Source organism: Pseudorhodoferax sp. LjRoot39, assembly GCF_964253035.1.
Classification (GTDB): Bacteria; Pseudomonadota; Gammaproteobacteria; order Burkholderiales; family Burkholderiaceae_C; genus Pseudorhodoferax.
On the sequence record NZ_CAXUQL020000002.1, the window covers coordinates 162,242 to 187,615 of the forward strand.

General features: G+C 64.7%; 29 protein-coding genes. 8 read left to right on the forward strand and 21 right to left on the reverse strand.

The window, feature by feature from the left end; all coding sequences use genetic code 11:
• Positions 1-75: 75 nt before the first annotated feature.
• The 7 genes from ACSQ4M_RS35865 to ACSQ4M_RS35895 all read right to left on the reverse strand — a co-directional run bounded on the left by ACSQ4M_RS35865 (position 76) and on the right by ACSQ4M_RS35895 (position 5,008).
• Positions 76-387, reverse strand: coding sequence for a copper-binding protein (locus tag ACSQ4M_RS35865; protein ID WP_436194277.1), 312 nt, complete (start codon positions 385-387; stop codon positions 76-78).
• Between the two features lie 11 nt (positions 388-398).
• Positions 399-857 (reverse strand): DUF411 domain-containing protein, encoded by a 459-nt coding sequence (locus ACSQ4M_RS35870; RefSeq protein ID WP_436194278.1) that lies wholly within the window; start codon positions 855-857, stop codon positions 399-401.
• Positions 854-1,357 carry a cupredoxin domain-containing protein gene (locus ACSQ4M_RS35875; RefSeq protein ID WP_436194279.1) on the reverse strand — a complete coding sequence of 168 codons (504 nt, stop codon included), beginning with the start codon at positions 1,355-1,357 and terminating at the stop codon, positions 854-856. Before ACSQ4M_RS35875 ends, ACSQ4M_RS35870 begins: the two co-directional genes overlap by 4 nt.
• Positions 1,358-1,386: 29 nt before the next feature.
• Entirely contained in the window at positions 1,387-2,757 is a 1,371-nt protein-coding gene (locus ACSQ4M_RS35880) for a multicopper oxidase family protein (protein WP_436194280.1), read from the reverse strand.
• Between the two features lie 10 nt (positions 2,758-2,767).
• The gene (locus ACSQ4M_RS35885) at positions 2,768-4,165 is read right to left on the reverse strand and encodes a TolC family protein (protein ID WP_436194281.1); all 1,398 of its coding nucleotides are present in this window, start codon (positions 4,163-4,165) and stop codon (positions 2,768-2,770) included.
• Entirely contained in the window at positions 4,162-4,488 is a 327-nt protein-coding gene (locus ACSQ4M_RS35890) for a hypothetical protein (RefSeq protein ID WP_436194282.1), read from the reverse strand. Before ACSQ4M_RS35890 ends, ACSQ4M_RS35885 begins: the two co-directional genes overlap by 4 nt.
• A 97-nt stretch (positions 4,489-4,585) precedes the next feature.
• Positions 4,586-5,008 carry a hypothetical protein gene (locus ACSQ4M_RS35895; RefSeq protein WP_436194283.1) on the reverse strand — a complete coding sequence of 141 codons (423 nt, stop codon included), beginning with the start codon at positions 5,006-5,008 and terminating at the stop codon, positions 4,586-4,588.
• Between the two features lie 302 nt (positions 5,009-5,310).
• On the opposite strand from ACSQ4M_RS35895, the gene ACSQ4M_RS35900 reads away from it, so the two are divergent.
• The 5 genes from ACSQ4M_RS35900 (at position 5,311) to ACSQ4M_RS35920 (ending at position 10,706) form a co-directional block, all read left to right on the forward strand.
• Positions 5,311-5,994 (forward strand): heavy metal response regulator transcription factor, encoded by a 684-nt coding sequence (locus ACSQ4M_RS35900; RefSeq protein ID WP_436194284.1) that lies wholly within the window; start codon positions 5,311-5,313, stop codon positions 5,992-5,994.
• Positions 5,991-7,355, forward strand: a complete 1,365-nt coding sequence (locus ACSQ4M_RS35905; protein ID WP_436194285.1) for a heavy metal sensor histidine kinase — start codon at positions 5,991-5,993, stop codon at positions 7,353-7,355. The genes ACSQ4M_RS35900 and ACSQ4M_RS35905 overlap by 4 nt, the downstream gene beginning before the upstream one ends.
• A 66-nt stretch (positions 7,356-7,421) precedes the next feature.
• A complete protein-coding gene (locus tag ACSQ4M_RS35910) occupies positions 7,422-7,781 on the forward strand; it encodes a DUF4148 domain-containing protein (RefSeq protein WP_436194286.1) in 360 nt (119 codons plus the stop codon).
• 145 nt (positions 7,782-7,926) lie between these two features.
• Positions 7,927-8,181, forward strand: a complete 255-nt coding sequence (locus tag ACSQ4M_RS35915) for a heavy-metal-associated domain-containing protein (RefSeq protein WP_436194287.1) — start codon at positions 7,927-7,929, stop codon at positions 8,179-8,181.
• A 185-nt stretch (positions 8,182-8,366) separates the two neighbouring features.
• Entirely contained in the window at positions 8,367-10,706 is a 2,340-nt protein-coding gene (locus ACSQ4M_RS35920; protein ID WP_436194288.1) for a copper-transporting P-type ATPase, read from the forward strand.
• A 164-nt stretch (positions 10,707-10,870) separates the two neighbouring features.
• Here ACSQ4M_RS35920 and ACSQ4M_RS35925 read toward each other — a convergent pair whose 3' ends face one another.
• The 12 genes from ACSQ4M_RS35925 to ACSQ4M_RS35980 all read right to left on the reverse strand — a co-directional run bounded on the left by ACSQ4M_RS35925 (position 10,871) and on the right by ACSQ4M_RS35980 (position 21,425).
• The gene (locus ACSQ4M_RS35925; protein ID WP_436194289.1) at positions 10,871-12,043 is read right to left on the reverse strand and encodes an MFS transporter; all 1,173 of its coding nucleotides are present in this window, start codon (positions 12,041-12,043) and stop codon (positions 10,871-10,873) included.
• A 14-nt stretch (positions 12,044-12,057) separates the two neighbouring features.
• Positions 12,058-12,774 carry an arsenical resistance protein ArsH gene (gene arsH, locus ACSQ4M_RS35930; RefSeq protein WP_436194290.1) on the reverse strand — a complete coding sequence of 239 codons (717 nt, stop codon included), beginning with the start codon at positions 12,772-12,774 and terminating at the stop codon, positions 12,058-12,060.
• Positions 12,761-13,192: an arsenate reductase (glutaredoxin) gene (gene arsC, locus ACSQ4M_RS35935; RefSeq protein WP_436194291.1), complete on the reverse strand. Its 432-nt coding sequence runs from the start codon at positions 13,190-13,192 to the stop codon at positions 12,761-12,763. Before arsC ends, arsH begins: the two co-directional genes overlap by 14 nt.
• A gap of 21 nt (positions 13,193-13,213) precedes the next feature.
• Complete coding sequence (locus ACSQ4M_RS35940; RefSeq protein WP_436194292.1) at positions 13,214-14,500, reverse strand: arsenic transporter; 1,287 nt, start codon at positions 14,498-14,500, stop codon at positions 13,214-13,216.
• Positions 14,501-14,572: 72 nt separating this feature from the next.
• Entirely contained in the window at positions 14,573-15,079 is a 507-nt protein-coding gene (locus ACSQ4M_RS35945) for an arsenate reductase ArsC (protein WP_436194293.1), read from the reverse strand.
• A gap of 29 nt (positions 15,080-15,108) precedes the next feature.
• On the reverse strand, positions 15,109-15,579 hold the full coding sequence (locus ACSQ4M_RS35950; protein ID WP_436194294.1) for an ArsI/CadI family heavy metal resistance metalloenzyme: 471 nt from the start codon (positions 15,577-15,579) through the stop codon (positions 15,109-15,111).
• Between the two features lie 10 nt (positions 15,580-15,589).
• Positions 15,590-15,916, reverse strand: a complete 327-nt coding sequence (locus tag ACSQ4M_RS35955; protein WP_436194295.1) for an ArsR/SmtB family transcription factor — start codon at positions 15,914-15,916, stop codon at positions 15,590-15,592.
• A gap of 114 nt (positions 15,917-16,030) precedes the next feature.
• Complete coding sequence (locus tag ACSQ4M_RS35960) at positions 16,031-16,456, reverse strand: TetR family transcriptional regulator (RefSeq protein WP_436194296.1); 426 nt, start codon at positions 16,454-16,456, stop codon at positions 16,031-16,033.
• Entirely contained in the window at positions 16,453-18,321 is a 1,869-nt protein-coding gene (locus ACSQ4M_RS35965) for a hypothetical protein (RefSeq protein ID WP_436194297.1), read from the reverse strand. Before ACSQ4M_RS35965 ends, ACSQ4M_RS35960 begins: the two co-directional genes overlap by 4 nt.
• Positions 18,318-19,994 (reverse strand): hypothetical protein, encoded by a 1,677-nt coding sequence (locus ACSQ4M_RS35970; protein WP_436194298.1) that lies wholly within the window; start codon positions 19,992-19,994, stop codon positions 18,318-18,320. The genes ACSQ4M_RS35965 and ACSQ4M_RS35970 overlap by 4 nt, the downstream gene beginning before the upstream one ends.
• Positions 19,987-21,144 carry a tyrosine-type recombinase/integrase gene (locus ACSQ4M_RS35975; protein ID WP_436194299.1) on the reverse strand — a complete coding sequence of 386 codons (1,158 nt, stop codon included), beginning with the start codon at positions 21,142-21,144 and terminating at the stop codon, positions 19,987-19,989. The genes ACSQ4M_RS35970 and ACSQ4M_RS35975 overlap by 8 nt, the downstream gene beginning before the upstream one ends.
• On the reverse strand, positions 21,144-21,425 hold the full coding sequence (locus tag ACSQ4M_RS35980; protein ID WP_436194300.1) for a hypothetical protein: 282 nt from the start codon (positions 21,423-21,425) through the stop codon (positions 21,144-21,146). Before ACSQ4M_RS35980 ends, ACSQ4M_RS35975 begins: the two co-directional genes overlap by 1 nt.
• Positions 21,426-21,486: 61 nt before the next feature.
• Here ACSQ4M_RS35980 and ACSQ4M_RS35985 point away from each other — a divergent pair, with 61 nt between their 5' ends.
• The gene (locus tag ACSQ4M_RS35985) at positions 21,487-21,969 is read left to right on the forward strand and encodes an SOS response-associated peptidase family protein (RefSeq protein ID WP_436194301.1); all 483 of its coding nucleotides are present in this window, start codon (positions 21,487-21,489) and stop codon (positions 21,967-21,969) included.
• 30 nt (positions 21,970-21,999) lie between these two features.
• Here ACSQ4M_RS35985 and ACSQ4M_RS35990 read toward each other — a convergent pair whose 3' ends face one another.
• Positions 22,000-22,449 (reverse strand): H-NS histone family protein, encoded by a 450-nt coding sequence (locus ACSQ4M_RS35990; RefSeq protein ID WP_436194302.1) that lies wholly within the window; start codon positions 22,447-22,449, stop codon positions 22,000-22,002.
• A 140-nt stretch (positions 22,450-22,589) separates the two neighbouring features.
• Positions 22,590-22,937: an alpha-ketoglutarate-dependent dioxygenase AlkB gene (locus tag ACSQ4M_RS35995; protein ID WP_436194303.1), complete on the reverse strand. Its 348-nt coding sequence runs from the start codon at positions 22,935-22,937 to the stop codon at positions 22,590-22,592.
• Positions 22,938-23,276: 339 nt separating this feature from the next.
• Here ACSQ4M_RS35995 and imuA point away from each other — a divergent pair, with 339 nt between their 5' ends.
• Together imuA and ACSQ4M_RS36005 are read left to right on the forward strand one after the other, a co-directional pair.
• Positions 23,277-24,074, forward strand: a complete 798-nt coding sequence (gene imuA / locus ACSQ4M_RS36000) for a translesion DNA synthesis-associated protein ImuA (RefSeq protein ID WP_436194304.1) — start codon at positions 23,277-23,279, stop codon at positions 24,072-24,074.
• Positions 24,016-25,329 (forward strand): Y-family DNA polymerase, encoded by a 1,314-nt coding sequence (locus tag ACSQ4M_RS36005; protein WP_436194305.1) that lies wholly within the window; start codon positions 24,016-24,018, stop codon positions 25,327-25,329. The genes imuA and ACSQ4M_RS36005 overlap by 59 nt, the downstream gene beginning before the upstream one ends.
• The last annotated feature ends 45 nt before the right edge of the window (positions 25,330-25,374 follow it).

Sequence of the window (25,374 nt, forward strand, 5' to 3'; positions counted from 1 at the left end):
CTCATGAACGGGGGAAGTCTAACGTCAGCGCACATCGGCGCGAACCCGCCACAGCGGGCTGCGCGCCGTGCCGACTCAGTTGGCGACCTGGATCGATGTCACCGTGAAAACGCCATTGACCTTGTCGGCCGTGAATTTGACCTTGTCACCGTCCTTCAGGGAGTCAAGCATCTTGGGCTCTTTCACCCGAAAAACCATGCTCATTCCATCCATACCCAGGTTGGGAATAGGACCATGGCGCAAGGTCACTTTGCCTTGCTCCTTGTCCACCCGGCGTACTTCGCCTTCCACCACCGGGGCGCTGGCGGATGATGGAGTCGACGACTGGGCATGGGCGCCGAGGGTTGTTGCAATGATTGCTGCGGCGAGGATGCGAGAGAACTTCATGATGATTTCCTTCAATGTTTCGTGTAGCGGGCGAAGACGGTTGCACGCCCGCGCTTGTCGATAAGGAGAACGTCGTAGGGGTCTTTGTCGTCGCCCATCTCCATGCCCGGCGACCCAAGAGGCATGCCTGGAACCGCGATTCCAATGGCGCTTGGCTTGAGTGCGAGCAGCTTCTTCACCTCAATTGCAGGCACGTGGCCCTCGACCACATACCTGGTGACGATGCCGGTGTGACAACTGGCGTACTTGTCCGGCAGGCCATGCTTGCGCCGTGCGGTGGAGGTGTCCTCCACTTCGACGACCTTCACCGGAAAGCCTGCCGCCTTCAGGTGATCGACCCAAGCGCCGCAGCACCCGCAGGTCGGGCTCTTGAAGACCTCGACCAGCGGCAGACCGACGGCGGCAAGCGACGGCAAGCACGTTGCCGCAACGCCGACCCCTGCGGCCAGGACGACGTTGCGGCGTTTCACTTGACCGTCACCTTGCCGACCATGCCGGCTTCAAAATGGCCTGGCAGCAGGCAGGCAAACTGGAACTCGCCGGCCTTGGTGAACTGCCACACGATTTCTCCACTTTGACCGGGCTTGACGTGTGCCATGTACGCCTCGTCGTGCTCCATGCCCGGGTTTTTCTTCATCTGCTCGGCGTGCTTTTTCAACTCCTCCGGGGTGCCCAGCACCATCTCGTGCAGAACCTGGCCCTTGTTCGTGGGGACGATCTTGACGGTCTCGCCGCGTTTGACCGTGATGTCCGCCGGTGTGAAACGCATGTTGTCGGACATGTCTACCGTGATGGTGCGGTTCGCCTTCTTCGGGTCGCCCTCCTGGCCAAAGGGCGTGGTCTCGACCTTTGCGGCATTGAATTTTCGAGCCGAGTGGGTCTCGTCGCCATGGGCAAACGACACATTGGTAGTGGCAAGCACGCCGATGGCTGCGATGGCAACGAAGAGGTTCTTGAGTGCGAATTTCATGATGTATGCCTAATGGATGTGAGAAGGGTTCAGTGGCCGGAGTGCGCACCGGATGGCTTGCGCACGTTCATCGTGTTGGCGTCGGCTGCGGGCGCGGGCACGCGTGTTGGTTGCTGTATCTCGCCCTGGAACTCATAGGACACGGTGCCAGACGGGTGCTTGTAGGGTGCAGGCTCCCTGTAGTCCCCGGCTTTGACGTCGTCCCGTACCTTCACGACGCTGAACATGCCGCCCATTTCAATGGGGCCGAACGGCCCGATTCCGGTCATCATGGGAAGCGTGTTGTCAGGGATAGGCATCTCCATGGAGCCCATGTCGGCCATGCCCTTGTCGCCCATCACCATATAGTCCGGCACCAGCTTGGTGATGCGCTCGGCCACGCCCTTATGGTCCACGCCGATCATGTTGGGCACATCGTGGCCCATTGCATTCATCGTGTGGTGGGACTTGTGGCAGTGGATCGCCCAGTCCCCCGCGACAGCGTCGAACTCGAACGCGCGCATCTGGCCGACCGCGATGTCCGTGGTCACTTCCGGCCAACGGGCTGAGGGCGGGACCCAGCCACCATCGGTGCCCGTCACGTAGAAGTGCGGTCCGTGCATGTGGATCGGGTGGTTGGTCATCGTCAGGTTGCCGACGCGCACGCGGACCCGGTCGCCTGTGCGGCACACCAGGCTGTCGATGCCTGGGAATACACGGCTATTCCAGGTCCACATGTTGAAGTCCGTCATCTCGGCGGTCTTCGGAGTGGCGGCGCCGGGCTCGATGTCGTAGGACGCAAGCAGGAACACGAAGTCCCGATCCACCCGCATCTGGCGTTGGTCCTTGGGGTGAATGACGAACATGCCCATCATGCCCATGGCCATCTGCGTCATCTCGTCCGCGTGCGGGTGGTACATGTGCGTGCCGGCGCGCAACAGCGTGAACTCGTAGACGAAGGTCTTGCCCACGGGAATGTGCGGCTGTGTGAGCCCGCCGACACCGTCCATGCCTGAGGGAAGCATGATTCCGTGCCAGTGCACCGTGGTGTGCTCGGGGAGCTTGTTGGTGACGAAAATGCGCACCCGGTCTCCCTCGACCGCTTCAATGGTCGGCCCCGGGCTGGAGCCGTTGTAGCCCCACAGGTTGGCTTTCATGCCAGGCGCGAACTCACGCACCACCGGCTCGGCCACCAGGTGGAACTCCTTGACGCCGTTGTTCATGCGCCAGGGCAAGCTCCACCCGTTGAGCGTGGCCACGGGGTTGTAGGGCCGGCCCGTGCTGGGCATGAGCAACGGTTGCATTGCAGGAGAGGTCTGGTAGACCGCTTCGGGCAACGAAGCGGCACCGACACGGCTGACGGCGGTGACACCCAGCGCGACGGCACCTGCCGTCCTGAAGAAATTTCTACGATTCGACATGTTGGTTCTTTCAGTGGCCAGCGGGCGCGTCCGATGCGGCCTCGGGTGCAGCGCCCACGCTGCTGGCACCGGGTGAGCGCCCAGTCAGAGCGGTTTGAAGATTGGTTTCGGCGACCCAGAAGTCCCGCAGCGCCTGCACGTAGTCCGCCACGCCGCGCACCTGCTCGCGCGAGTCGGCCAGCAGCTCGAAGACACTGATGAGCATGCCGTTGTAGCGCAGCAGGTTTTCTTCCGAGATGCGCTTGCGCAAGGGCACAACCTCGTCCCGGTAGTGCTTTGCTAGGTCAAATGCCGTGCGGTACGCGCCATAGGACTCGCGGACCTCGGATTGCGCATTGACCGCGATTTCCGCGGTACGGTGCACTGCCTGCATGTAGCTCGCTTCGGCGCGGCTCGTGCGCACCGAGCCGAAGTCGAACAGCGGTAGCTCCAACTCGATTTCGAAGCCGTTTGCCCTGGGACTGCCGCTTTCGCTCTTGTTGGTGTAGCCCACCTCGAGCACGTTGATGAAGCGGGTCGCTTTGGTGAGGCCATAGGCACTGGCCGTCGAGGCCGTTGCACGCTTGGCCATCATCACGTCCAGCCGCTTTTCCAACGCGGTGCGCTCAGCGTCCAGCGGTTGCGTCGGCGCCTTCGGCAGATCAGGCAGACGGTCCGGCAGTTTGAAGTTGAGCTGCTCGCCCGACAAGCCCAGCAGTCTGGTCAATCGCTCGCGCTCGGCCAACGACTGCTGCTGCGCCCTGGCCAAGCTGGCCGTCGCATCCGCATAAAAGGCTTGCTCACGCATCTGCGCGAGCTTGTTGAAGTTGCCTGCAAGCACCATGCGCCTGGCCAGCTCGTTCGATGCATCGGCCGCTTCCTTGACCTGGCTGTAGTAGCGCACGAGTTCCTGCGCGGCAACCGCGCCAAAGTACGCTCGACGCGCCTCCGAGGCGACGCCCACGGCCTCGTAGGCGGCCTGGAATTGCGCTTGCTCGAAGTTGCGCTGTTGCACCTCGGTCGCTTTGGGCATCGTCAGCAGGCTCAGGATGTTGAACATCACCGCCCGCTCGATTTCGACCACACCTGAGCCAGACATCCGTCCGAAGCTGAGCAGCGGATTGGCCAAGCGCCCCGCCTGCACCAGATTCGACTCTGCGATGCCGAGCTGGTTGAGGTTGGCCTGCAGTCCGCGGTTGTTCAGCAGTGCCAACTCGACGGCCGTGTCGGCGCTCAGAGGCTGCTTCAGGATGTCGGAGATGCGCGATTTCGCCGCGTTCGCATCCTTCTCGGTGCGCTGCAAGGCGACCGACTGCCCGGTTCGTTCCTTGGTGAGGTCTGCCACCTGCCCCATGCCACCATCCGGCGAGAAGGAAGCACATCCCGCCAGGATGAGTACGGCGCCCGCTGCAACTGTGAGGCGCATCATGGTTTGGCTCCCGGCATCGTGTGGCCTTGATGCCCTTTGGGCATCGGCATCGTGTGCGCAGGCGTCTGGCCCTGCGCGCTCGGAGCCGCAGGGCTGCCGCTGCCGTGCCGCGATCCGCTCGCAGGTACGGCGAGCGCGTCGTTCAGCTCACGCCAGTTTCCTTGCTGGATGTCCGTCCACGGCTTGTAGTCGGAAAACGCGGACTGGTAGGGCAGTGGTGCAGCCGGGGCCCCCGTTGGAGCGGCGGAAGTCTGTTGGGCGAAAACGCCCAGCGGCAGGCTCAGCGCCATGGAAGGCGCGAGCCACGAAAGAATGATTTTCATGAGACGAAGACATCTGAGATACCAACGCGGAGGTCGGCACATGCCCACGCGTTGAATGCGCGAGCGCCATCAGGCCTCTATCGGAGGCCGTGCTGGGTCAGATGCTTCGTGGTGGCCGTTCAAGACCGCCTGGCACAAAGCTCAGAGGCTCGACGGCAAAGAGTGACGATGGCGCAGTCGCTACGCCTGCTGAAGGCAAAAAGACGGCTTGCCCGATGGGCATGGGCGTCAGCGAACAGAACGCGGCGCACATGTTGCACTTGCCCTGGGCAGAGGCAGCGTCGGAGTGGTCGTGCGGTTGCTGGTTGCTTTCCGCATGCGCATGCGCATGGTCGTGCCCGTGCGACGACGAAGATTCATCATGCACCGCATGAGTCTCAGCCACAGGCCCCGACATCAGCATCGCGCCCATGGCCGCCCCGCTGCCGGACGGCGGGCACAGCATGGCAGCAGCCATCGCGCCCCTCATAGGAAGGACGACGCACAGCAGGATCAGCAGCCAGTAGCGAAGATGTGTCAAGGCGGGAAATGCAGTGGACTTGCTTTGCCGACGATGCAAGTTTAGACCGAGTATGCAACGGTTACGCGCGAAGCCTGCGCAGCGTCGCCTTTGCAACGTCCGTCCGCGACCGCCTCGCTCGCAGCGCGAAATGGGCATCGAACACGTAAGCACAGCGCGACAAGCGCATAAAAAATATTACCTCGTCAATCGCTGCAACGCAGCAGCAGCCGAAGTGTAAAAAAGCAAAACGCGTTCGCAACGCGTTTTGGATGACAAATTTGTCATCGAGCGTTGGCTCCCTGCCGCCCCACAATCGTCACATGCAACTGTTGATCGTTGAGGACGAGGTCAAGCTTGCGCTCTACCTACAGAAGGGATTGCGGGAAGAGGGCTTCACCGTGGACGTGGCCAACGACGGCGTCACAGGCCTGGAAGCAGCATCTCAGCATCGGTATGACCTGATCGTGCTTGACGGCATGTTGCCGGGATTGGATGGCCTTGCGGTGCTGGCAGCGCTGCGTCAAAGCCAGTCCACCCCGGTATTGATGTTGACGGCACGAGGCGAGGTCGAGGACCGTGTGCGCGGCCTGCGCAGTGGCGCCGACGACTACTTGGTCAAGCCATTTGCGTTCCCTGAACTCGTTGCGCGCATCCAGGTGCTGCTGCGTCGCGCGTCGCCCCCTCTTGCAGAGGTTACTGTGCTGCGCCTGGCCGATCTGGAAGTTGACCTCATCCGTCGTCGCGTGACACGTGCGGGTCAGCGCGTGGACCTGACCAACAAGGAGTTCAACCTGCTCACCTTGCTGCTGCGTCGCCAGGGGGCGGTCCTGTCACGCACCGAACTGGCCGCACAGGTCTGGGGCATGAACTTCGACAGCGAGACCAATATCGTCGATGTCGCTGTGCGCCGCCTGCGCAACAAGTTGGATCAACCCTTTGAACAGTCTTTGCTGCACACGGTGCGCGGCATGGGATACGTCCTGGAAATCAGGGCAGATGCATGAGTGCCGATGGTCTAGGGTCGCGGCTGTCGCGGTGGCTTGCCCTGCAGTCCATGGTCGGTTTAGGTCTGGTGTGTGGGACGCTGTACCTGGGCTTTGACTGGACCTTGGAGCAACGCCGACACGAGACGTTGGCTCAGAAGGAAGCGGCAGTGCGCGACCTGTTGGCGCAGTCCAGCGAAACACATCGACCTGAGGCGATCCCTCATCTTTTGCAAGACATGCTCGCCGGCCATGGCGATTTGGGCATGCGACTGGTCGATGGCCAAGGCCGCATCGTGTTCTCGCGCTTGCTGCCAGCCGCAGTGACTTCACGCGCGCCGACACACCATTTCCAGTTGAACGTTTCCGGTGCGGCGATGCCATCGCAAGTCACCTTGCAGTTGGACCCGAGTGCTGACCGGGAGCTGCTGAACCGGGTCGCCTGGCTACTGTTTGTCGCGGCGCTTTGCGGCACCTTGGCCATCTCCTTGGGCGGACGGTTGCTGGTGCGCCGGAGCTTGGCGCCGCTGCACCAGTTGGTTGCGCAGACCTCGCAGCTGATGCCATACACCCAAGTTGGAGACCCGCAGTCACACCGTCTGGATGGCCGAGCGCAGCCCGCAGAGCTGCAGCCCCTGATTGCGCAGTTCAATGCCTTGCTGGACAGGTTGTCAGCTTCGTACACGCAGATGGAAGCGTTCAACGCCGACGTGGCCCATGAACTGAACACGCCGTTGGCCACGATGATCAGCGGCAGCCATCTGGCATTGCGTCAGGCTACAAGCAAGGAGGAGTTGCACGAGCTGCTCGGCTCACATCTGGAAGAGCTGAACAGACTCGCCCACATCGTGGCTGACATGTTGTTTCTATCGCGAGCGCAGCGCGGCTCAGGCGCCCGACGCACCGCCATTCCCAGCCTGAACGCGCTTGTTTCAGAGGTTGCAGAGTTTCACGAGGCCGCTCTGGCCGATGCCAACCTCTCGCTTCGGATCGAGGGGGATGCGTCGGCGGCTGTAGACGCGGGTCTTGTGCAACGCGCCGTTTCGAACCTCCTGGGCAATGCGACGCGGCACGCGCGGTCAGGCACAGAGGTTCTGTTGCGAATTCAACCTTTCAGCACGGACGCGACGCAGATCACAGTTGAGAATGTCGGGGACCCTATCGCCCCGGACAACATTTCACGCATCTTTGACCGCTTCTTTCGAGCTGAAGCTGCGCGCTCCCAGGCAGCTCGCCACCATGGTCTCGGCTTGGCCATCGTGGCGGCCATTGCCAAGCTGCATGGCGGCGGCACGGTGGCGCGCTCTCAGGCAGGGCGTACCAGCATAGGGCTGTGGCTGGCCAACATGACGAAAGCGTCATCTGCAGGTTCGGCACCGTGAGCTTTGGGTTTCCAAAATTCGTCTCACCGCGCACTGTTGCGCGGAACATGAATCAAAGGAAACCCTATGTCCCGCCTCAATGCCATCATTATCACGACCGTCGCAGCTCTCGGCTTTGCAAGCCAAGTCCAGGCGCAAACCATGACGCGGGACCAGGTGCGCGCTGAGTATCTCCAGGCTCGCGATCAAGGTCACCTGCCTGCGTACGGCGAAGTGGGCGATACGCAGCAGATGCCTTCCACACGCAGCAACGTGACGCGGGCACAAGTTCTTCAAGAGTTGGCGGCCTCCGGACCGGTGCAGACGGGCGAAGGTGCAGACGCCTCTGTACCGACGCCGATTGGGAGCCAGCGCACCCGGGCTGAAGTGCGCGCCGAAGCCGTGAGGGCGGTGCGCAACGGCACCATTCCGGGCGGGGAGGTTTGATGCTCAGCACGGCGCAGGCGCACAACAACGAGGACGTCTTTTCCCCACGATGGTCTGACGATCTGAACTCTGCTTCAACGACCACTTGACCTTGCCACGGTGTCAAGGCTGAAGATACGGACATCCGAACTTCGCAGGAGTCAGCATGGTTATTTTCGAAGTCAAAGACATGTCCTGTCGTCATTGCGTTCGCGCGATCACCGAGGCCGTCGCTAAGGTCGATAAAAGTGCGGCCGTTCGCGTCGATCTGGCAACTCGCAGGGTTGAAGTGGAGTCTGCCGTATCTGGTGTCGACGAACTGGCTCAGGCCATCAAAGATGCAGGGTACACCCCATTTCTCGCTACTGGCAGCGCCACAAGCGCAGGGTCTCCGCGCGCGTCGTGTTGCGGAGGCAGATAGCGGCCTCTAGCACAGGTGTCGGGTAGGAGCTTTCGTTGTTACGGCGCGCAACCGGTGAGCATTGCGCGACCAAAGCCACTTGGGCACCTTCCGCCCACGCTTCGGCGCCGTCTTGCGCAGCCCCCCCGGCGTGTCCCGGCTGCGCTCGCCCTATTGACGCATTGCGTCGACACCAGGAGGCTTCCATGACCGCGAGCCACTCGACAAAACATTCGCAGGACCATCAGTCCCATCCGCATGGTGCCAACCCCAACGGCCACGAGCATCACGTCAAGCCGGGTGATGCCGTGAGGATGAGCGACGATGCTGCTGGACACGTTGCCAGCCAGCATCAGCACGCGGGGGCGGTGGTGGATGCGGATCATGCACACCACCACCATCACCACAGCGCAGCCAAACCCGCCGTTGTGGAAGGTGAGTACACCTGCCCGATGCATCCCGAGGTAAGGCAGCAAGGCCCAGGGAACTGCCCCATCTGCGGAATGGCACTGGAGCCGGTCGTTGCCACTGGCACCTCCGGGCCAAGCCAGGAGCTGACGGACATGACCCGGCGCCTCTGGGTCGGGGCTATGCTGACTGCACCTGTCTTCGCCCTGGAAATGGGCGGGCATGTCTTCAACATCCACCATCTCGTCGCGCAGCAGACGTCCAACTGGATTCAGTTCATCCTCGCCACGCCAGTCGTGCTGTGGGCTGGATGGCCCTTCTTCGCACGCGCCGTCGCGTCGGTGCGAAATCGCAGCTTGAACATGTTCACGCTGATCGCGTTGGGCACTGGTGCTGCGTGGTTGTACAGCCTCGTGGCGACGCTGCTTCCCTCCGTATTTCCCGCTGACCTGCGCAACCAGGACGGGGCCGTTGCGGTGTACTTCGAAGCCGCGGCAGTCATCACCGTGCTGGTGCTCCTCGGACAAGTTTTGGAACTGCGCGCGCGGGAACAAACCTCCGGGGCCATCAAGGCTTTGCTCGGGCTTGCACCGAAGACAGCCATCAAAGTCCGCGACGATGGAACCGATGAGCCAGTACAGGTGGACGCTATCCAAACTGGCGACCTTCTTCGCGTTCGGCCGGGTGAGAAAGTCCCTGTGGACGGTGAACTTGTCGATGGCAAGGGCAACGTAGACGAGTCGATGGTGACGGGCGAGCCGATGCCTGTTGCCAAGCAGGCCGGCTCCAAGGTCACCGCAGGCACGATGAACCAGACCGGCGGCTTCACCATGCGTGCAGAGAAAGTCGGCGCCGACACGTTGCTGTCGCAAATCGTGCACATGGTCGCCGCGGCCCAGCGCAGTCGAGCGCCAATTCAGCGCATGGCCGACCGAGTGGCTGGCTGGTTCGTGCCCGTTGTGATCGTGGTTGCCGTGCTCACGTTCGCGGCTTGGCTGGTGTGGGGTCCGGCGCCGGCCTTGAGCTATGCCCTGGTCGCGGCCGTGGCCGTATTGATCATTGCCTGTCCGTGCGCCCTGGGTCTTGCAACGCCGATGTCCATCATGGTGGGTGTCGGCAAAGGGGCCCAGCATGGTGCTTTAGTTCGCGACGCCCAGGCCTTAGAGCGGCTGGAGAAAGTAGACACGCTTGTCGTGGACAAAACTGGAACCTTGACGGAGGGGCGCCCCAAGGTCGTTCATGTCGAAGCCATCGCAGGGCTGACGGAAGAAGCCGTGATGCAAAAGCTGGCCAGCGTCGAACGGGCCAGTGAGCATCCGCTGGCCATGGCCATCGTTGCCGATGCACATGACCGCAACATTCGGCTATCCCAGGTCTCGGACTTCGACTCGCCCGTGGGAAAGGGCGTTATAGGAACGGTCGACGGCCAGGCCGTCATTTCTGGCAGCGCGATGTTTCTGAGCGAGCATGGCATCGCGTCCGACGCGCTCGCGCAAGCCGCCGAGAGCCAGCGCAAGAAGGCTGCCACGGTCATTTTCGTGGCGATCAAAGGGCAGCTGGCTGGCTTCGTTGCCATTGCCGATCCCATCAAGGAGACAACGGAGCAGGCGCTCAAGCTGCTGAAGGCCGAAGGGGTGCGCATCGTAATGCTCACTGGCGACGGCAAAACGACGGCCGAGGCGGTGGGCAGGCAGTTGGGGATCGACGAAGTCGTTGCGGATGTGCTGCCTGAAGACAAGGCAAGCGTCGTCAACCGATTCAAGAAGGACGGCCACGTGGTCGCCATGGCTGGGGACGGTGTCAACGACGCGCCAGCGCTCAGCGCTGCTGACGTGGGCATCGCCATGGGAACCGGCACGGATGTCGCCATGGAGAGCGCTGGAGTGACGTTGCTCAAGGGCGACCTCATGGGCATCGTGCGCGCGCGCAAGCTCTCGCGCGCCACCATGCGCAACATCCGAGAGAACCTCTTTCTTTCGTTCGTTTACAACGCGGCTGGGGTACCGGTGGCGGCAGGTGTGCTTTACCCGTTCTTTGGGGTGCTTCTGTCGCCGGTGATTGCCGCGGCCGCCATGGCCCTGTCCTCAGTGAGTGTCATCGCCAACGCGTTGCGCTTGAGGTCGACCAAAGTGGAGTGACGGCATCACCGTTGCGCTGACGGAGCGCTCCACGGACTTCAGGACGGATTTGACGGATGTGAAAGCACGTGTGGCTACACGTTCTCCGCACCCGGCAGCCTCCACTTCGATTCTTTAGCACCTTTGCTCGCTGCCCATAAGCCTGACTTAGCGCCGGGAGTTGTTCAGCGTGCTGTGCTCGGTGCCAAACGCGCCAATGCCAAGCATGCGGCCAGGCCCAAGCCCGCCGAGACCCACAGCGCGCCCACGCCCAGGCGCTCCACGGCCAGGCCGAACAGGAACGGCGCGCCGGCCTGCACGATGCGCGCCGGCACCATCAAGAAGCCCTGCCGCTGGCCGTAGCCCTTCGCGCCGAAGAACAGCAGCGGCAGCGTCCCGATGGCGATGGTCAGGATGCCATTGCCCAGCCCGTGCAGTACCGCGAAGGCCATTGCGGCCGAGCTGCCGAACAGGCCGATGCACAGCGCGCCGAGGGGATGGCCCAGCGTGGCCAGGCGCGCCGACAGCAGCGGGTGCGCTTTGCTCAAGAACGCGAACTCGATCAACCGGCCCGCGACCTGGGCCGGCCCGACCAGCGCCGCGATGCCCACGGCCGCCGCCAGACTGGCCCCCACGCCCAGCAACAGCTTGGGCAGGTGCGCGGCCATGGCCGTGCTGGTGAACCAGGCCACGGCGAAGACGAAGGCCAGCAGGACGGCGGCGCCGCGCTGCTTGGCCGGCGGCAAGGCCGCCTGCTGCTCGGGCTTGCCGCCGGCATCGCCCGATGCCGGCGCGGCGCGCTCGGCCGCCGGCAACATGGCGTTGAGCGGCAATGCCAGACCCAAGTGCAGGCCCGCCCACACCAGGCAGGCCCCACGCCACCCCATGGTGCTCTCCAGCCAGGCCGTGAGCGGCCAGCCCACGGTGCTGGCGAAACCGGCGAACAGGGTGATGCCGGTGATGGTGCGCCGCGCCTGCTGGCCGTGCAGGCGCACGGCCGTGGCGAACGCAGCTTCGTAGAGGCCGCTACCCATCGCCAGGCCCATGACGGCCCAAGCCGCGAAGACGTGCAGCGGCTGCTGGGCCTGGCTCAGCGCGGCCAGGCCGGCCGCGAACACCACATTGCTGGCGATCAGCACTGGCCGCCCGCCTCGCCGGTCGATCAGCCGGCCGGCGAAGGGGCCGATGGCCGCCGACATGAGCAAGGCCACCGAGAATGCGCCGAACACGGCCGAGCTGGAGCTGCCCACGTCGCGCGCGATGGCGTCTGCCAGGATGGCCGGCAGGTAGTACGACGAGGCCCATGCGAGCGTCTGTGCCACGCCCAGCAGTACGGTGGTCGTGGTCCGGCTCTGCACCTGGGCCGCGCCGTTCAGATGCTGCGCAGGTTGACTCGCTTGGACAGCGCCTCGGCGCTCTCGCGCCGCTCGCTGTAGCGGTCCACCAGGTAGCCCGCGCAGTCGCGCGTCAGCAGCGTGAACTTCACCAGTTCTTCCATCACGTCCACCACGCGCTCGTAGTACGGCGAGGGCTTCATGCGGCCGTCTTCCTCGAACTCCGCGAAGGCCTTGGCCACCGACGACTGGTTGGGGATGGTCAGCATGCGCATCCAGCGGCCCAGCACGCGCAGTTGGTTCACCGCGTTGAAGGACTGCGAGCCGCCCGACACTTCCATGACGGCCAGCGTCTTGCCCTGCGTGGGCCGCACCGATCCGACCGACAGGGGTATCCAGTCGATCTGCGACTTCATGATGCCGGTCATGGCCCCGTGCCGCTCGGGCGAGCACCACACCATGCCCTCGGACCACTGCGCCAGGTCGCGCAGCTCTTGCACCTTGGGATGGTCCTCGGGCGCGCCATCGGGCTGCGGCAGGCCGCGCGGATCGAAGATGCGCGGCTCGGCGCCCATGGCCTGCAGCAGCCGCGCCGCTTCCTCGGTGACGAGCCGGCTGTAGGAGCGCTCACGCACGGACCCGTAGAGCAGCAGGATGCGCGGCGGATGGGTCGCGCGCTCGGCTGGCAGCAGCCGCGCCAGGTCGGGCCGGCGGAAGTGGTCGGCGTCGATGTTGGGCAGCTCAGGGCTTTGCAATGCGGGCTCCCTTGTCGTCAATGACGGCCTCGCCGTCTTCCTTGGTGAAGGCACCTTGCTGCGGCTGCGGCAGCAGGTCCAGCACGGCTTCCGAAGGCCGGCACAACCGCGTGCCCAGCGGCGTGACGACGATGGGCCGGTTGATGAGGATGGGTTCCTGCAGCATGAAGTCGATCAACTGCGCGTCTGTCCACGAGGCGCTGTCCAGGCCCAGCGCTTCGTAGGGCGTGCCCTTCTTGCGCAGCAGCTCGCGCGGCGTGATGCCCATGGCCGCGATCAGCCCCTCCAGGGTGGCGCGGTCGGGCGGCGTCTTCAGGTACTCGATGACCTGGGGTTCCTCGCCGCTGTTGCGGATCATCGCCAGCGTGTTGCGCGAGGTACCGCAGGCGGGGTTGTGGTAAATCGTGATGTCGCTCATGGTCGGTTCCTTGTTGGACGTTCAGGCCAGGCTCAAGCGCAGGGCGAGGGCCGCCAGCGTCACCAGCAGCACAGGCAGCGTGAGCACGATGCCCACGCGGAAGTAGTAGCCCCAGGAGATGGTGGTCCCCTTCTTCTGGAGCACGTGCAGCCACAGCAGCGTGGCCAGGCTGCCAATCGGCGTGATCTTGGGACCGAGGTCGCAGCCGATCACGTTGGCGTAGACCATGGCCTCCTTCACCACGCCGCTGGCCTGCGATGCGTCAATGGACAGCGCGCCGATGAGCACCGTGGGCATGTTGTTCATGACCGAGGACAGCAATGCCGTCAGCACGCCCGTGCCGATGGCCGCACCCCAGATGCCACCCTGCGCGAACACATCGAGCAGCGCGGCGATGCGGTCTGTCAGGCCGGCGTTGCGCAGGCCGTAGACCACCAGGTACATGCCCAGCGAGAAGACCACGATCTGCCAGGGCGCGCCGTGCAGCACCTTGCGCGTGCTGATGACGTGGCCGCGGGCCGCCACGGCCAGCAGCACCACGGCGGCCACGGCCGCGACCGCGCTGACCGGCACGCCCAGCGGCTCCAGGCCGAAGAAGCCGACCAGCAGCAGGACCAGCACCACCCAGCCGGCGCGGAAGGTGGCCGGGTCGCGGATCGCCTGGGCCGGCGTCTTGAGCTGGCCCAGGTCGTAACGCGCCGGCACGCCCCGGCCGAAGTACAGCAGCAGCACCAGCAGGCTGGCCAGCACGGCGGCGATGTTGACCGGCACCATCACGGCCGCGTACTGGTTGAAGCCGATGCCGAAGAAGTCGGCCGACACGATGTTGACCAGGTTGGACACGATCAGCGGCAGGCTGGCCGTGTCGGCGATGAAGCCTGCGGCCATGACAAACGCCAGGGTCGCGGCCGGCGAGAAGCCCAGCGCGACCAGCATCGCCATGACGATGGGCGTGAGGATCAGCGCGGCACCGTCGTTGGCGAACAGGGCCGCCACGGCCGCGCCCAGCAGCACGATGAAAGCGAACAGCCGGCGGCCGTTGCCGCCGCCCCAGCGGGCCACATGCAGCGCGGCCCACTCGAAGAAGCCGGCTTCGTCCAGCAGCAGGCTGATGATGATGACCGCCACGAATGTGGCCGTCGCGTTCCAGACGATGCCCCACACCACGGCGATGTCGGCCAGGTGCACGACGCCGAAGACCAGGGCCAGCGCGGCGCCGAGCGATGCGCTCCAGCCGATGCCCAGGCCTCGGGGTTGCCAGATGACCAGCACCAGCGTGAACAGAAAAATCAGGATGGCCGCGAGCATGGCGGGGGCCTTGTTTGGAGGGGGCGGGGAACGCGGCCCGGCAGGGCCGCAGGAGGGGTCAGCCGCGCGCGGTCAGCGCTTGGCCAGGTCGCGTGCGGACTGCTGGATCGAGAGCTTGTCGATGGCGGCGGCGGGCAGGTTGATGAACAGCTCGACGCGCTGCCGGATGGCGTGCAGCGTCTTGCGGAACGCGGCCTGCTTCTCTTCGGCATTGCCCTCCACCTCCGAGGGATCGGCGTAGCCCCAATGCGCAGTGGCGGGGTGGCCCGGCCAGATCGGGCACACCTCGCCGGCCGCGTTGTCGCACACGGTGATGATGAGGTCCATGTGCGGCGCGTCGGGCTTGGCGAACTCGTCCCAGCTCTTGCTGCGCAGGCCTTCGGTGGAGATGCCAACCCGTTGCAGCGCCTCCAGCGCGAGCGGGTTGGGCTGCTGTTTGTCGCGCGGGCTGCTGCCGGCCGAGAAGGCGCGGAAGCGGTCGCCGGCCATGCCGTTCAGCAGGGCTTCGGCCAGGATGCTGCGGGCCGAGTTGTGGGTGCACAGGAACAGGACGTTCAGCGGCTTGGTGGTCGAGGTCATGGGGAGTGGTTGGGGACAGGGGGAATCGGTCAGCAGCAGGCCTTGGCAGGGCCGCAGCAGGATGTGGATGCCGGCACGGCCGCAGGAGCACAGCACGCCGCTGCAGCGGCCTTGGCCGGGGCCGGCTTGCCGAACACCGGCACGTTGCCCAGCGTCTGGAAGTGCTCCCACGGCACGCCCTGCGGGTCGGTGATCCAGTGCTTGTCGCTGCGGGCGTAGCAGCACGTGGTCTGCCCCTCATCGAGCAGCGCCAGGTCGGCCGCTTTGGCGCGGTCCTTGAGGTCGGCCAGCTCGGCCGCCTCGTCCACCTGAAAGCCCAGGTGGTCCACGCCTGGCGCAGCGCCGCGCGTGGAGATGGCGAAGTTCAGGCGCGGGTCTTCCAGCATCCATTTCGCATAGTCGCCCTCGATGCGCGCGGGCTCGGCCGCGAACAGCTTGGAATAGAAGGCGATGCTCTGGTGCAGGTCGGTGACGTGCAGGTGAACGTGGAAGCGCTTCATGGGGAGCCTTTCAACAACGGCAGGAAGCTGCCGCATCGGTGGTCGAGCACGCTGCGCCCTCGCAGCAGTTCTCGGTGAGGTAGGCCAGCAGCTCGTTCATCGTGGTGAACGAGGCCCGATAGATCAGGTTGCGGCCCTGCCGCTCCTGCGTCACCAGGCCGGCATGCGTCAGCTCCTTGAGGTGGAACGAGAGCGTGTTGCCGGCCACGTCCAGATGCTCGGCCAGGGCGCCCGGGGTCAGGCCCTCAGGGCCTGCGACAACCAGGGCGCGGAACAGGCGCAGGCGCAGGGCTTGCGCGAGGGCGGCGAGGGAGCGGACGGCATCGGCTTCTTGCATGAATGAACTATACAACGATTGTTGAATAATTATCCACGGCGGCACAACTGACAGCACTTCCTCAGGGCGACGGTGGGCCGTTCGACTGTGGCGTCGCCGAGGTATCCGCCGCGCCTATCGCGGCTCTTTGCCCGCGCGCCGAGTGTCCAACTGCTGCACGTTCGGCGACGCGACCTGAGCTCGCAGAGAGGCGTTCTCGGCCGCCAGCGTCTCGTTGATCGAGGCAAGCCGCCGCACGTCCAGCTTGAGGCCGGCGACCTCTTCGCGTAGCGCACGTGCCTTGGCGCGTTCGGCCAGCAACGCCGACTGTTTCGCGTCGCGCTGGGTTCGGCTGTCACGCCCTTGCGCTGTCCGGATGGCCTCAGCGATCTGGGGGTAGTGGTTGTAGATCAGCGCGGGGGAGACGCCCACTTCCTCGGCCACCGACGAGATGGTCAGCTTCGTGGATTGGGTTCTGGTTGCGCGACCCCGCTGGATGCGCACGATCGCAAGGCGAAGCTCCTTCTCGCGCTTGTCCGCTGGTTTGCGATCGGACGTCATGCGGCCGCCCCCTCGGAACACCCACGCGCAAGATCGTCTAGAACCTCCTGGCACCGCTGCATGTCCCGTTGAACGAGTCGCTGCCCACCCCGTCCAATGTCGTCGCAGTCCAGCACCTCCTGCAGGTGGTCGTGAAGACCTCGATACACGGGTTCATGCTCCGGCCCGATGACACCGTTATCGCAGTCAGAGCAGCGCGTGCGCTCCAGCTCGTTGCCGACGCACCTGTTGTCCTCGGCCGTGCACCATGCGTGGCCGTTGCTGCGGATCGCCGTGCTCTCAGCCAAGGAACGAACCATCTGTTTGTGGTCCTTGAAGATGGTCACGGCGTGCAAGCCGCGCCAGGCCACGATGTTCCGTCCGTAGCCGCCAGCCAGGGGCGTACCCGGCTTGACCCAGGAAGCCACCACATCTTCCTTGATGCCGTCCAGTTCAAGCTCGATCTCCGCGTACAGGGCTAGCTCTTGGGACGCGTTGAGCGCATACCCCAGTGTCATGTCCATCGACCAGTGCTTGAAGTGCGCACGCAGATATCGAAGGTCGCCAAACTGGCTGCGCGCAGCGTAGTTCGCGAACTTGCGCCGGAAGTGATGGCTCGCGAGGTCCCAATCGATGCCGCAGTCCTTGGCGAACGTCTTCAGGGACATGTTCATGCCCTGAAGCGAGATTGTCCGCACCTGGTTCTCGTTGCCGGGCGCCATGCCCAGGAAAACGGCATCGATGTGCTCCTGCGCTTCTGCAATCTCCGGGTCTAGCGGATTGGCCTGGCGACGCTCTGCGATCTCTGACTCGATGGCCCTGCGAAAGGGTGCCGACCAACGCTCCATCACTGCAAGGGCTGTCACGGCGGCGTGCGGGACCATCCACTCCGTGCGCCCCTCACCGGTCTTGGTCGACTGCGAGCGCATCCACCAGAACGTGTCCGTCTCCCCGTTTCCGATGAATGCCTCAGTGCAGTAGCAGGCGCCGCGCTGCACGAACGCGAGCTCATGGTTCCGACACCCCGAGAGGCTTGCCACGACGATGTAGCACGCCGTGCGAAGGGTGAGAACCGCCTTGTTGAACTCGAACTGGTCTGCCCACCCCCGGCTGCGCACGAAGAAGTATTCGGCTCGTGACCTGCCTTCAGCAGCGTCACGAAGCATCAACAGCTCGTCGCGCACGTCAAGGATCTCGGCAGCCGTCTCTACCCACCGCCAAGCATGCTGGAACAAGCTGGTGAAGACATCGTCAGGCATCAGTGGTGTCTGCCCGGCTGGAGCGGCGATACCGGCTCGGCTGATCCCGGACAAGTGCGTTGCGGATGTGCCTGGCCACGGATGCATCGGCATCGTGTCGCCGGTGTGCTGACTCAGCTCGTGCAACGCCTCCACGACCGCCAATCGATGCACCAAAGAGGCAGGCTTTAGGGCCTGTCCCCGTCGCTTCTGGTTGTCGGCAAGCCGGTGCGCGCGACAGACCTCTACATACAACGAGCACGCAAAGGGCGTTACATCGCGCAGGCGCGTGATCCCGAGCTTGTCGAGATGGGCAAGGAACGGCCTAGCGTCACCCAGGAGCTTCAGCACACCACGCGCTCCCGGCTTCTTCTTGCCCTCTCGACCGCGCTGCATGTAGCGCCAGAGGATCGCCTTCATGGTCGGCCTCCACCGCTCAGCGACAGTTCCAAAGTCAGCGTAGTTGTCCGAGGGCGTCGCGTTCGTCGGCCGACCAGGTAGCAACCACATGGCGTCGCCATAGCGACTGAGCACGACGATGTGCCCGTCGACCTTGCGGGTGGAGATGACCCGGGTGCTGATCTCGTTGGGGACGATGGAATCGGCCGCCAGGGCCGGCAACGGTGCAAGTACGGCTTCCACTGTCATCCTAGCGAGTGCAATGCGTCGATGATGCTGGGACCAGCCCAGAACGGATGCGGATCCCGACGGGCCCGTTGACGGGCGCTGTCCACCTGTTCGCGCTTGAACAGCTTACGATCCAGACCCGCCTGGACCACATCCCGATCGATGAGGCGCGGGATGTGCGCAAGCTGTAGCCGCCAGCGACGTTTGTTCACCCGAGGTCGCTCGCGAAGCACGCGGAAGTAGAACGAGAAGAGCCGCCACAGATCGTCGCCCGTGACCACGTAGTTGCGGCACCGCAGGCAGTTCAGGAAACGTTGGCAGAACTCCCCATCGCGCTTGGGCGCGTACTCGCCACCCTGGCTGTCGGAGCATTGGCCCACGGGTGTCTTCTCTGTGGCGCCAAGCGTGTTGGTCAGAAGCTCCTGCACCAGGACCTGACCCAGGAACCGCCAGTTCTGCTGGGCCTCGTCGCTCGCCCGCAGGTAGTTGCGCATGGTCACCGGGGGCGTATTGCCAGCAGCGGCCGCGGTCGCTGCGACATCGCCGTCCAAGATCTCGACGATGCGATTGACAAAGGTCTTGCGGAGACGGCTGATGTTGACCTGCATGGGCAACCCATCGTCGCCGCGCAGGTCGTAGTCCCTGACCAGCCGTTTGATAGCCTCTTCCAGCATGTTGCTTGTCAGAGCCGAGCCTCGCTGCTCGTTGTCCCTGCGTCGCCGGTACAACCACACGCGACCACGAAGATCCTCCGGGGCCTCCTGTCGCAAGGTGGCAGTGAGCGTGATGTATCGGCGCAGCAGCTGCGCGACTGTCGCCCGCAGCGTGGGCGTCGATTCAACGACACGCCGCAGAGGGCTGGACGCGCGAAGTGCAACGTGGGACGTGTTGTGGCCGCGGCGCTTGTAGACGACCAAGAACTCGATGCCTTCTTTGGGGTGGGCGCGCAAGCATTGCGTGTCCAGCTCCAGCAGCGGCGTGGTGTTTCGGCCGGTATGGAGGGCGACCACCAACAATGCGCAGCCCGCGAGATAGGAGTTCGGTTCGTCGTCGCATTCGAGAAGCGGGCGAACCGCAGATCTCACGGCCAGGGTGAACGCCTTCTTCTCGGCAACCGACAGTGGCCGCGCGCCCTTGCCATCGCGCGTGGAGCCAGGAAAGGGATTCCTCGGAAACGTCGCTTTGTCGCCTCGTTCGACCACGTGCACAAGGCTCCGCCGACCCAACGCGAGCAGCACGGACTTCGCGTAGCTGTAGCAGGTCCGCTGGGAGTCCATCGCCCACCCCTGGTCACGCAGGAAGAGGAGATAGCTGTCGATCATGTCCCGATCGATGTCGCGGAGAACCAAGGTGCGGAGCGCAGCGCTGGCTTGCAAGGTCATGTGGTTCAGGAATGACGTCAGCCCGCCCACGCAATAGCCAACGATCGTGGCGACTTGGAGGTCCGCATCCTGTTTAGCCACGAACCGCTCGATCTGTCTCTGGCACGCGTAGGTGATCGGGTCGATGCCGCAGCCGTACCATCGCGCAAAGTCGAAGCCTCGGCTGTCCGATGGATTCCGCGCGAAATCCACCCGCGAAACGGCGGGGGGCAACGCTGCGGCGTCGACTTCGACGACGCCGTCAGGAGCCCGGACATGCTCCACCTGGGGAACCGTCAAGTCCGTCTTGACGAACACCTTTCGCTTACCCATCGAGGCCATCCGCCAGGTTGTTCAGTTCGTCGTCGTAGCTCAGCACCGCCTCGTCCGCGAGTTCCTTGACGACATGCAGATACTTCATCGTCGTCTCTATCGACGCGTGCCCGAGCTGATGCTGCAGGAACACCAGCGGCTCCATGCGGTGCTGGTCGCGGCTTCGCTGGAGCGAGCTGAGCATCTGCGTCGCGTACGTGTGGCGCAGCAGGTGTGTCCATGCGCGCAGCCCGGCCTTCGCGCCGATGTCGCGGACGATGCGGTCGAGGCTCTTGCCATCTGCCGCGAAAGGCTCGCCTGCTTGGTTCAGAAACAACGCCTTCTGAGGCGTCGAGCTCAGCGAGGAACGCATGCCGCGCAGGTGCACAGCGTAGTGGTTCAGATCCCTCATGAGCCGCCGGCCGATCAGGATCCGCCGGGAGTTGCTTCCTTTGGTCTGCATGCCATTGCCATCCCCGGGGTCCAGGTCGATGGCAATGTTTCGCTTCCTGTTTCCTGCAAGGTCGGGGTCGAACACGTAGGCACGAGGGAACGTTGCGAGTTCATGCTTGCGCAGGCCCGACCCGAGGGCCAAGCGCAGCATCATGCGATGGTGAGGGTTCGCCGCCGCCGACAGAAGCGAGGCGATCTCTGACAGCGTGAGGTACTTCGGCAGGGTCTTCTGGACGCGGGGGAGCACATCGGGTCCATCGCTGCGTCCGCCAGTCGCATCGACATGCGCCAGATAGCTTCCAGAGCGCATCGCCTGGCGTGCTTCGTACGCGAACGGCAACTGAGCAATCCAGCCGCGCTGCTGCGCGAAGGCGTAGAACGCGCACAGGTATCGAAGACGGGTACGGACCGTGGTTCGCCCAAGGCCGGCGGTGTTGAGGCTGTAGTCGCGGTATGCCGCGAGCAGCGTCTTCTCCTCGCCACGGTCCACGTCGGTCCACTGCAGCTCGTGCGCCTGAAGGAAGCTGAAAAAGTCGTACAACGCTCGGCCTGTGGGCTCCCACGACTTGGATGAGCCGATCGAGCCGCGCAACAAGTAGGAGCGCAAGAACTCATTCGCTTCCGCGCAGCGCTCCATGTTGTCCCACAGCAGAATCGGCAAGCCTTCGTAGGGCACGCCGCTGATCACGAGGTCAGCGGTCGAGGACAGCAGCCGCATCAGAGCCCCTTGGCCTGCAGGATGGCCGCCGCGTCCTTGAAGCCGACACGCATCAGGTGCATCACAAGGTCGACAGCACCGCCGCCGCCGTGGTTGGAATGGGTGTCGAGGAATTGCGCTCCCGTGCACAGGAGTTCAAAGTCGATCCCGCCAACGCTCGCGTGCCAGCGTGTGGTGGCGATGTTCTTGCGAGGCTGGAACGCCGCATCCTGCTTGGCGTATTCTGAGATCGATTGCAGAACAGCAGCCGCATCGAGCTCACGCCACCGCGTGAGCGCCAAGTTATCCACAGTCCTTTTTGCCACTCGTCCCTCCCCCGGACCCCCACCGCTGCTCGTCTCTATGAGACTAACATCGTTCCTAACGGAATCCAGGTTCCAGAACAACGCGCGCAGGGACAGCTTGAAGGGCTTCTGGCGCGATCTGTACTGCACGCACCACGGCGTGGTCATCCTGAGCGCCTTCTATGAGCATGTGCCGCGGTACCGGCTTGAGAACCGCCCCCCAACGGAAGCGCCAGGCACGGTGCAGCTGGAGTTCCGGCCCGACCAGCCGCAGGACATGCTGGCGGCCTGCGTGTGGTCTCGCTGGTCCAGGCCCGGTCAGCCCGATCTGGTGTCGTTCGCGATCATCACCGAAGATCCGCCGCCGGAAATCGCTGCCGTGGGCCACGACCGGTGCATCTGCCCCATCCAGCCCGAAGATCTGGACGCCTGGCTGCGGCCATCACGCCAAGAGGTTGACGCGCAGGATGCGATCCTCGACAGGCGTGTGCGTCCGTACTACACGCATGCGGTTGTGCCCCCGGCCGGGCGCACGTCCTAGCAGACGCGCACGCGCTCTGCAGTCGCGCGGCTACGCCTTCTCGGCCAGGTGGGCCCGACGGGCGACGTCCTGAAACTCTCGCAGAGGATCGCCTTGATCTCGACCTGCCGCGTCTTGCACAAGAAAGTCGTCAAGATGGGCACCGGCCGTCAAGGCCTCACGCAGCCAACGCGGACGGGGGCCTCGGCCTGTCCAGGCCTCGCCGGTCGCGGCGTTGCGGTACTTCGTCTCGATGTGCCGCGGCGTCCCCTGCGTGCGTAGCGGCAAGTCGACGTTCGGCGCTCGGAGGACTGCCGGAGCAGGCTCCGCCTTGTGTAGCGCCGATTCGACATCACGCAGCACGGTGGCCGGGCTCACCTGAAACTCGACCGCCAGCTCGGCAATGCGCCTCCTGGCGTTCTCTCGTTCCTGCAGCCAGGTCGTGTGCAGGAGCTGGTCGACCCTGGCCAGTTCAGTCTTCAGTTCATTCAGAGTCGTCATCGCAAAACAGTTTGGTGCAGAGCGGCATTTTCTCAGGCGGCGCGCCAGGTCAGCGCGCGACCTGCCGCCGCATGTGCCAGCGGCGATGCCGAGGCCCGCTGCAGGATGGACAGCGGCACAGCAGCTGCTGTGCATTGGGATCACGACATGGCAGCCACAGGCGTGCGGAAAGTGATGGACCAGCGGCGGCCCTTCACAGGCGGCACGCAGTGCTGCCAGCCCCACCGCGCTGCTCCCTCCATCTTGTAGATCGAGCGCGGCGCAACGGTCAGCTGCACGGCATGGCGCTTGGCTATTTCATCGGGCGGAAAGGGGCGGAACCGCAGCACGGCATCGTTGCCGAGCGAGACGCCGGCAACGACCTCGAAGTCGGGCACATCGCGATGCCAGCCCAGCGGCGTTCCCGGCGCGTACTCGGCCACGAGGACTTGCACCAACTTCTGCGGTGACACGCCCAGCCACGTAGCCACACGGTCACGCAGCGGCACCAGGCGCTGGTCCAGGGCAGGTGCGGCCGCAGCGTGTTCGTCTCGAAATCGTAGCTGCCGCCAAAGCTCATGACCTGGCGACGCGCGAGGTATTCCTTGTACTTCGCAGGGTGCAGCGGCAGCGTCCCGATCACTTCGAGCAGCTGGGCTTCTTCCGTCCGTGACAGGAAGTCGGGCTGGTACCGAAGGCCGGGGATCGCGCCGACGTCCTCGTCGGCAAACAGGTCGTTCTGCATCTTTGCGGATGACGTCGGCTGGCTTGCGGCATCGAATTCAACGCCGCCGACAGACACAGCCTTCTGATCGTGATACTGTATTGATGTACAGTTATTCTAGATCATGGCCGCCGTTCCTGCCTTCAACGTTCCACGCACCGCCAACGATGGCTGTGGGCCGCTGCAGCTCGCACGGCACGTCGCAGAAGCGATCTGGCGTGGCGATGAGCTCGGCCACCAAGTCGTTGAGACCGTGGCGTCGGGATGGACGGCGCTGGATGCGGAGCTGCCGGGTGGCGGCTGGCCGCGCCGTTCGGTCACCGAAGTCCTTGCGGCGCAGCCGTCCGTCAGCGAGTGGCGGCTTCTCACGCCTGCGCTGAGCCAAGTCGTTCAGGTTGGCGGCCAGGTCGTGGTCATCGGCCCGCCCCGACACCCGCACTTGCCTGGCCTGCAGCACATGGGCCTGGACGAGCGCCAATTCATCTGGATCGAAGCCGATGCTCCCGCAGAGCGGCTGTGGACCACCGAGCAGCTCATCAAGTCGAACGCGGCCGGGGCCGTAATCGCCTGGCTGCCGAAAGTCCGATCGGACCAGCTACGGCGGCTGCAGGTGTGCGCGCTCGCGTGTGAAGGGCCGGTGTTTCTCTGCCGCCCCGAGGCTGCACGACATGAAGCGTCCGCGGCGCCGCTGCGCGTCCACGCCGAGCCGGGAGACGACTGGGACCTCTCCGTGCGCATCCTCAAGCGTCGCGGGCCGCCGCACGAGCAGCCCCTGGTGCTGCCATCCATCCCCGGAGGCCTGGCCTCCGTGCTGACGCCGCGCATGCGGCGTTCGACATCTCCTGCTCGTCGCGAGGCCCCCCATGAGCTTGTGGGCAGCCCTGTTGTTGCGCTCCGACCCCAGCACGCCGCCATCGGATGAGCAGCTGCGCGGACTTTCGACATGGGCGCTTCAGTTCTCGCCGCGCGTGGCCATCGTTGAAGACGCAGTGGTGCTCGAGGTGGAGGGGAGCGTGCGTCTGCACGGCGGCCGCCGCGCGCTGCGCGACCGTATCGTTGGACAGGCTGCCGAACTGGACGCACGCCAGGTCGCCTGGGCGCCTACCAGCTTGGGCGCGATCGCTTTCGCACGCGCCGGCAAAGAGAACGGCGTACGTGGTCCGGTGACGGCCATGCTCGATGCGCTGCCGATGGATGTGATCGCAGCCGTGCGGCCGCACCTGACCACGCTGACGCAGCTGGGTTGCCGCATCCTCGGCGATGTGCGCGCCTTGCCGCGTGGCGGCATCAGCCGCCGCTTCGACAAGAGCTTGTTGCTGGCGATGGACCAGGCCTACGGGCTCAGGCCAGAAGCCCATGTCTGGGAAGTGCTGCCGGAGACCTTTCGCGCGCGGCAGGAACTGATGTCGCGCGTGGACACCGCTCCCGCGCTGCTGTTCGGTGCGCGCCGGCTCGTCATCCAGCTGTGCGGTTGGCTCGCGGCCAGGCACTCGGGCACCAGCGCCTTCGTCTTGCGATGGATGCACGACGCCATGCGCCCGCGAGGGGCAGGGGAGGGTGGCGAGCTGACCATTCGCACGGCCTCGGCGATGCGGGACCCGGAGCATTTGTGCCGACTGCTGGCGGAAAACCTGGCCAAGACCAAGCTGGCCGCGCCGGCGGGCGACATCGAGCTGGAAGCCTTGGACGTCCATCCCCTGGAGGAGCTCAGCAAGTCCCTGCTTCCTGATGCCGCCCAGTCGGGCGAGTCGATGACCTTGGTGCTGGAGCGCGTTGCGGCACGCTTGGGTCCGGACAAGGTTCGGCGGCCCGTGCTCGTGGAAGACCATCGCCTGGAGTGGCAGACGCACTGGCAGCCAGCTCCGCTGCCCTTGCCGAAGAAGAGGGCGCGGCGCAGCCGGTTTCCGCAGCCCAACTTCATCCTGCCGACACCGCTGCGCCTGGCCATGCGTGGCGACCAGCCGATGTACCAGGGTGTCCTGCAGCTGCGGGTCGGCCCGCACCGCATCGAAGGCGGCTGGTGGCATCGCATCAAGGACGTGGACGCCGAGACCACGGCCACGGTCGTGCGCGACTACTGGGTCGCGCGCAGCCCTCGGGCCGGCTTCCTGTGGGTCTTCCACGAGCATCTCGGCGGCGATGCAGCAGCCTGGTACCTGCACGGGTCGTTCTCGTGAGCACCGACCAGCGCACCGGCATTCCCGGCTATGCCGAGCTGCGGT

What these genes read in the sequence shown, in the direction of transcription:
- ACSQ4M_RS35990 (WP_436194302.1), bottom strand. Translation starts at nt 22,449, where the DNA reads ATGACGACTCTGAATGAACTGAAGACTGAACTGGCCAGGGTCGACCAG.
- ACSQ4M_RS35900 (WP_436194284.1), top strand. Translation starts at nt 5,311, where the DNA reads ATGCAACTGTTGATCGTTGAGGACGAGGTCAAGCTTGCGCTCTACCTA.
- ACSQ4M_RS35920 (WP_436194288.1), top strand. Translation starts at nt 8,367, where the DNA reads ATGACCGCGAGCCACTCGACAAAACATTCGCAGGACCATCAGTCCCAT.
- imuA (WP_436194304.1), top strand. Translation starts at nt 23,277, where the DNA reads ATGGCCGCCGTTCCTGCCTTCAACGTTCCACGCACCGCCAACGATGGC.
- ACSQ4M_RS35865 (WP_436194277.1), bottom strand. Translation starts at nt 387, where the DNA reads ATGAAGTTCTCTCGCATCCTCGCCGCAGCAATCATTGCAACAACCCTC.
- ACSQ4M_RS35940 (WP_436194292.1), bottom strand. Translation starts at nt 14,500, where the DNA reads ATGCTCGCGGCCATCCTGATTTTTCTGTTCACGCTGGTGCTGGTCATC.
- ACSQ4M_RS36005 (WP_436194305.1), top strand. Translation starts at nt 24,016, where the DNA reads ATGAGCTTGTGGGCAGCCCTGTTGTTGCGCTCCGACCCCAGCACGCCG.
- ACSQ4M_RS35880 (WP_436194280.1), bottom strand. Translation starts at nt 2,757, where the DNA reads ATGTCGAATCGTAGAAATTTCTTCAGGACGGCAGGTGCCGTCGCGCTG.
- ACSQ4M_RS35970 (WP_436194298.1), bottom strand. Translation starts at nt 19,994, where the DNA reads ATGGGTAAGCGAAAGGTGTTCGTCAAGACGGACTTGACGGTTCCCCAG.
- arsC (WP_436194291.1), bottom strand. Translation starts at nt 13,192, where the DNA reads ATGAGCGACATCACGATTTACCACAACCCCGCCTGCGGTACCTCGCGC.
- ACSQ4M_RS35975 (WP_436194299.1), bottom strand. Translation starts at nt 21,144, where the DNA reads ATGCGGCTGCTGTCCTCGACCGCTGACCTCGTGATCAGCGGCGTGCCC.
- ACSQ4M_RS35955 (WP_436194295.1), bottom strand. Translation starts at nt 15,916, where the DNA reads ATGCAAGAAGCCGATGCCGTCCGCTCCCTCGCCGCCCTCGCGCAAGCC.
- ACSQ4M_RS35960 (WP_436194296.1), bottom strand. Translation starts at nt 16,456, where the DNA reads ATGACGTCCGATCGCAAACCAGCGGACAAGCGCGAGAAGGAGCTTCGC.
- ACSQ4M_RS35945 (WP_436194293.1), bottom strand. Translation starts at nt 15,079, where the DNA reads ATGACCTCGACCACCAAGCCGCTGAACGTCCTGTTCCTGTGCACCCAC.
- ACSQ4M_RS35905 (WP_436194285.1), top strand. Translation starts at nt 5,991, where the DNA reads ATGAGTGCCGATGGTCTAGGGTCGCGGCTGTCGCGGTGGCTTGCCCTG.
- ACSQ4M_RS35885 (WP_436194281.1), bottom strand. Translation starts at nt 4,165, where the DNA reads ATGATGCGCCTCACAGTTGCAGCGGGCGCCGTACTCATCCTGGCGGGA.
- ACSQ4M_RS35950 (WP_436194294.1), bottom strand. Translation starts at nt 15,579, where the DNA reads ATGAAGCGCTTCCACGTTCACCTGCACGTCACCGACCTGCACCAGAGC.
- ACSQ4M_RS35875 (WP_436194279.1), bottom strand. Translation starts at nt 1,357, where the DNA reads ATGAAATTCGCACTCAAGAACCTCTTCGTTGCCATCGCAGCCATCGGC.
- ACSQ4M_RS35910 (WP_436194286.1), top strand. Translation starts at nt 7,422, where the DNA reads ATGTCCCGCCTCAATGCCATCATTATCACGACCGTCGCAGCTCTCGGC.
- ACSQ4M_RS35965 (WP_436194297.1), bottom strand. Translation starts at nt 18,321, where the DNA reads ATGACAGTGGAAGCCGTACTTGCACCGTTGCCGGCCCTGGCGGCCGAT.
- ACSQ4M_RS35985 (WP_436194301.1), top strand. Translation starts at nt 21,487, where the DNA reads ATGAGACTAACATCGTTCCTAACGGAATCCAGGTTCCAGAACAACGCG.
- ACSQ4M_RS35915 (WP_436194287.1), top strand. Translation starts at nt 7,927, where the DNA reads ATGGTTATTTTCGAAGTCAAAGACATGTCCTGTCGTCATTGCGTTCGC.
- ACSQ4M_RS35890 (WP_436194282.1), bottom strand. Translation starts at nt 4,488, where the DNA reads ATGAAAATCATTCTTTCGTGGCTCGCGCCTTCCATGGCGCTGAGCCTG.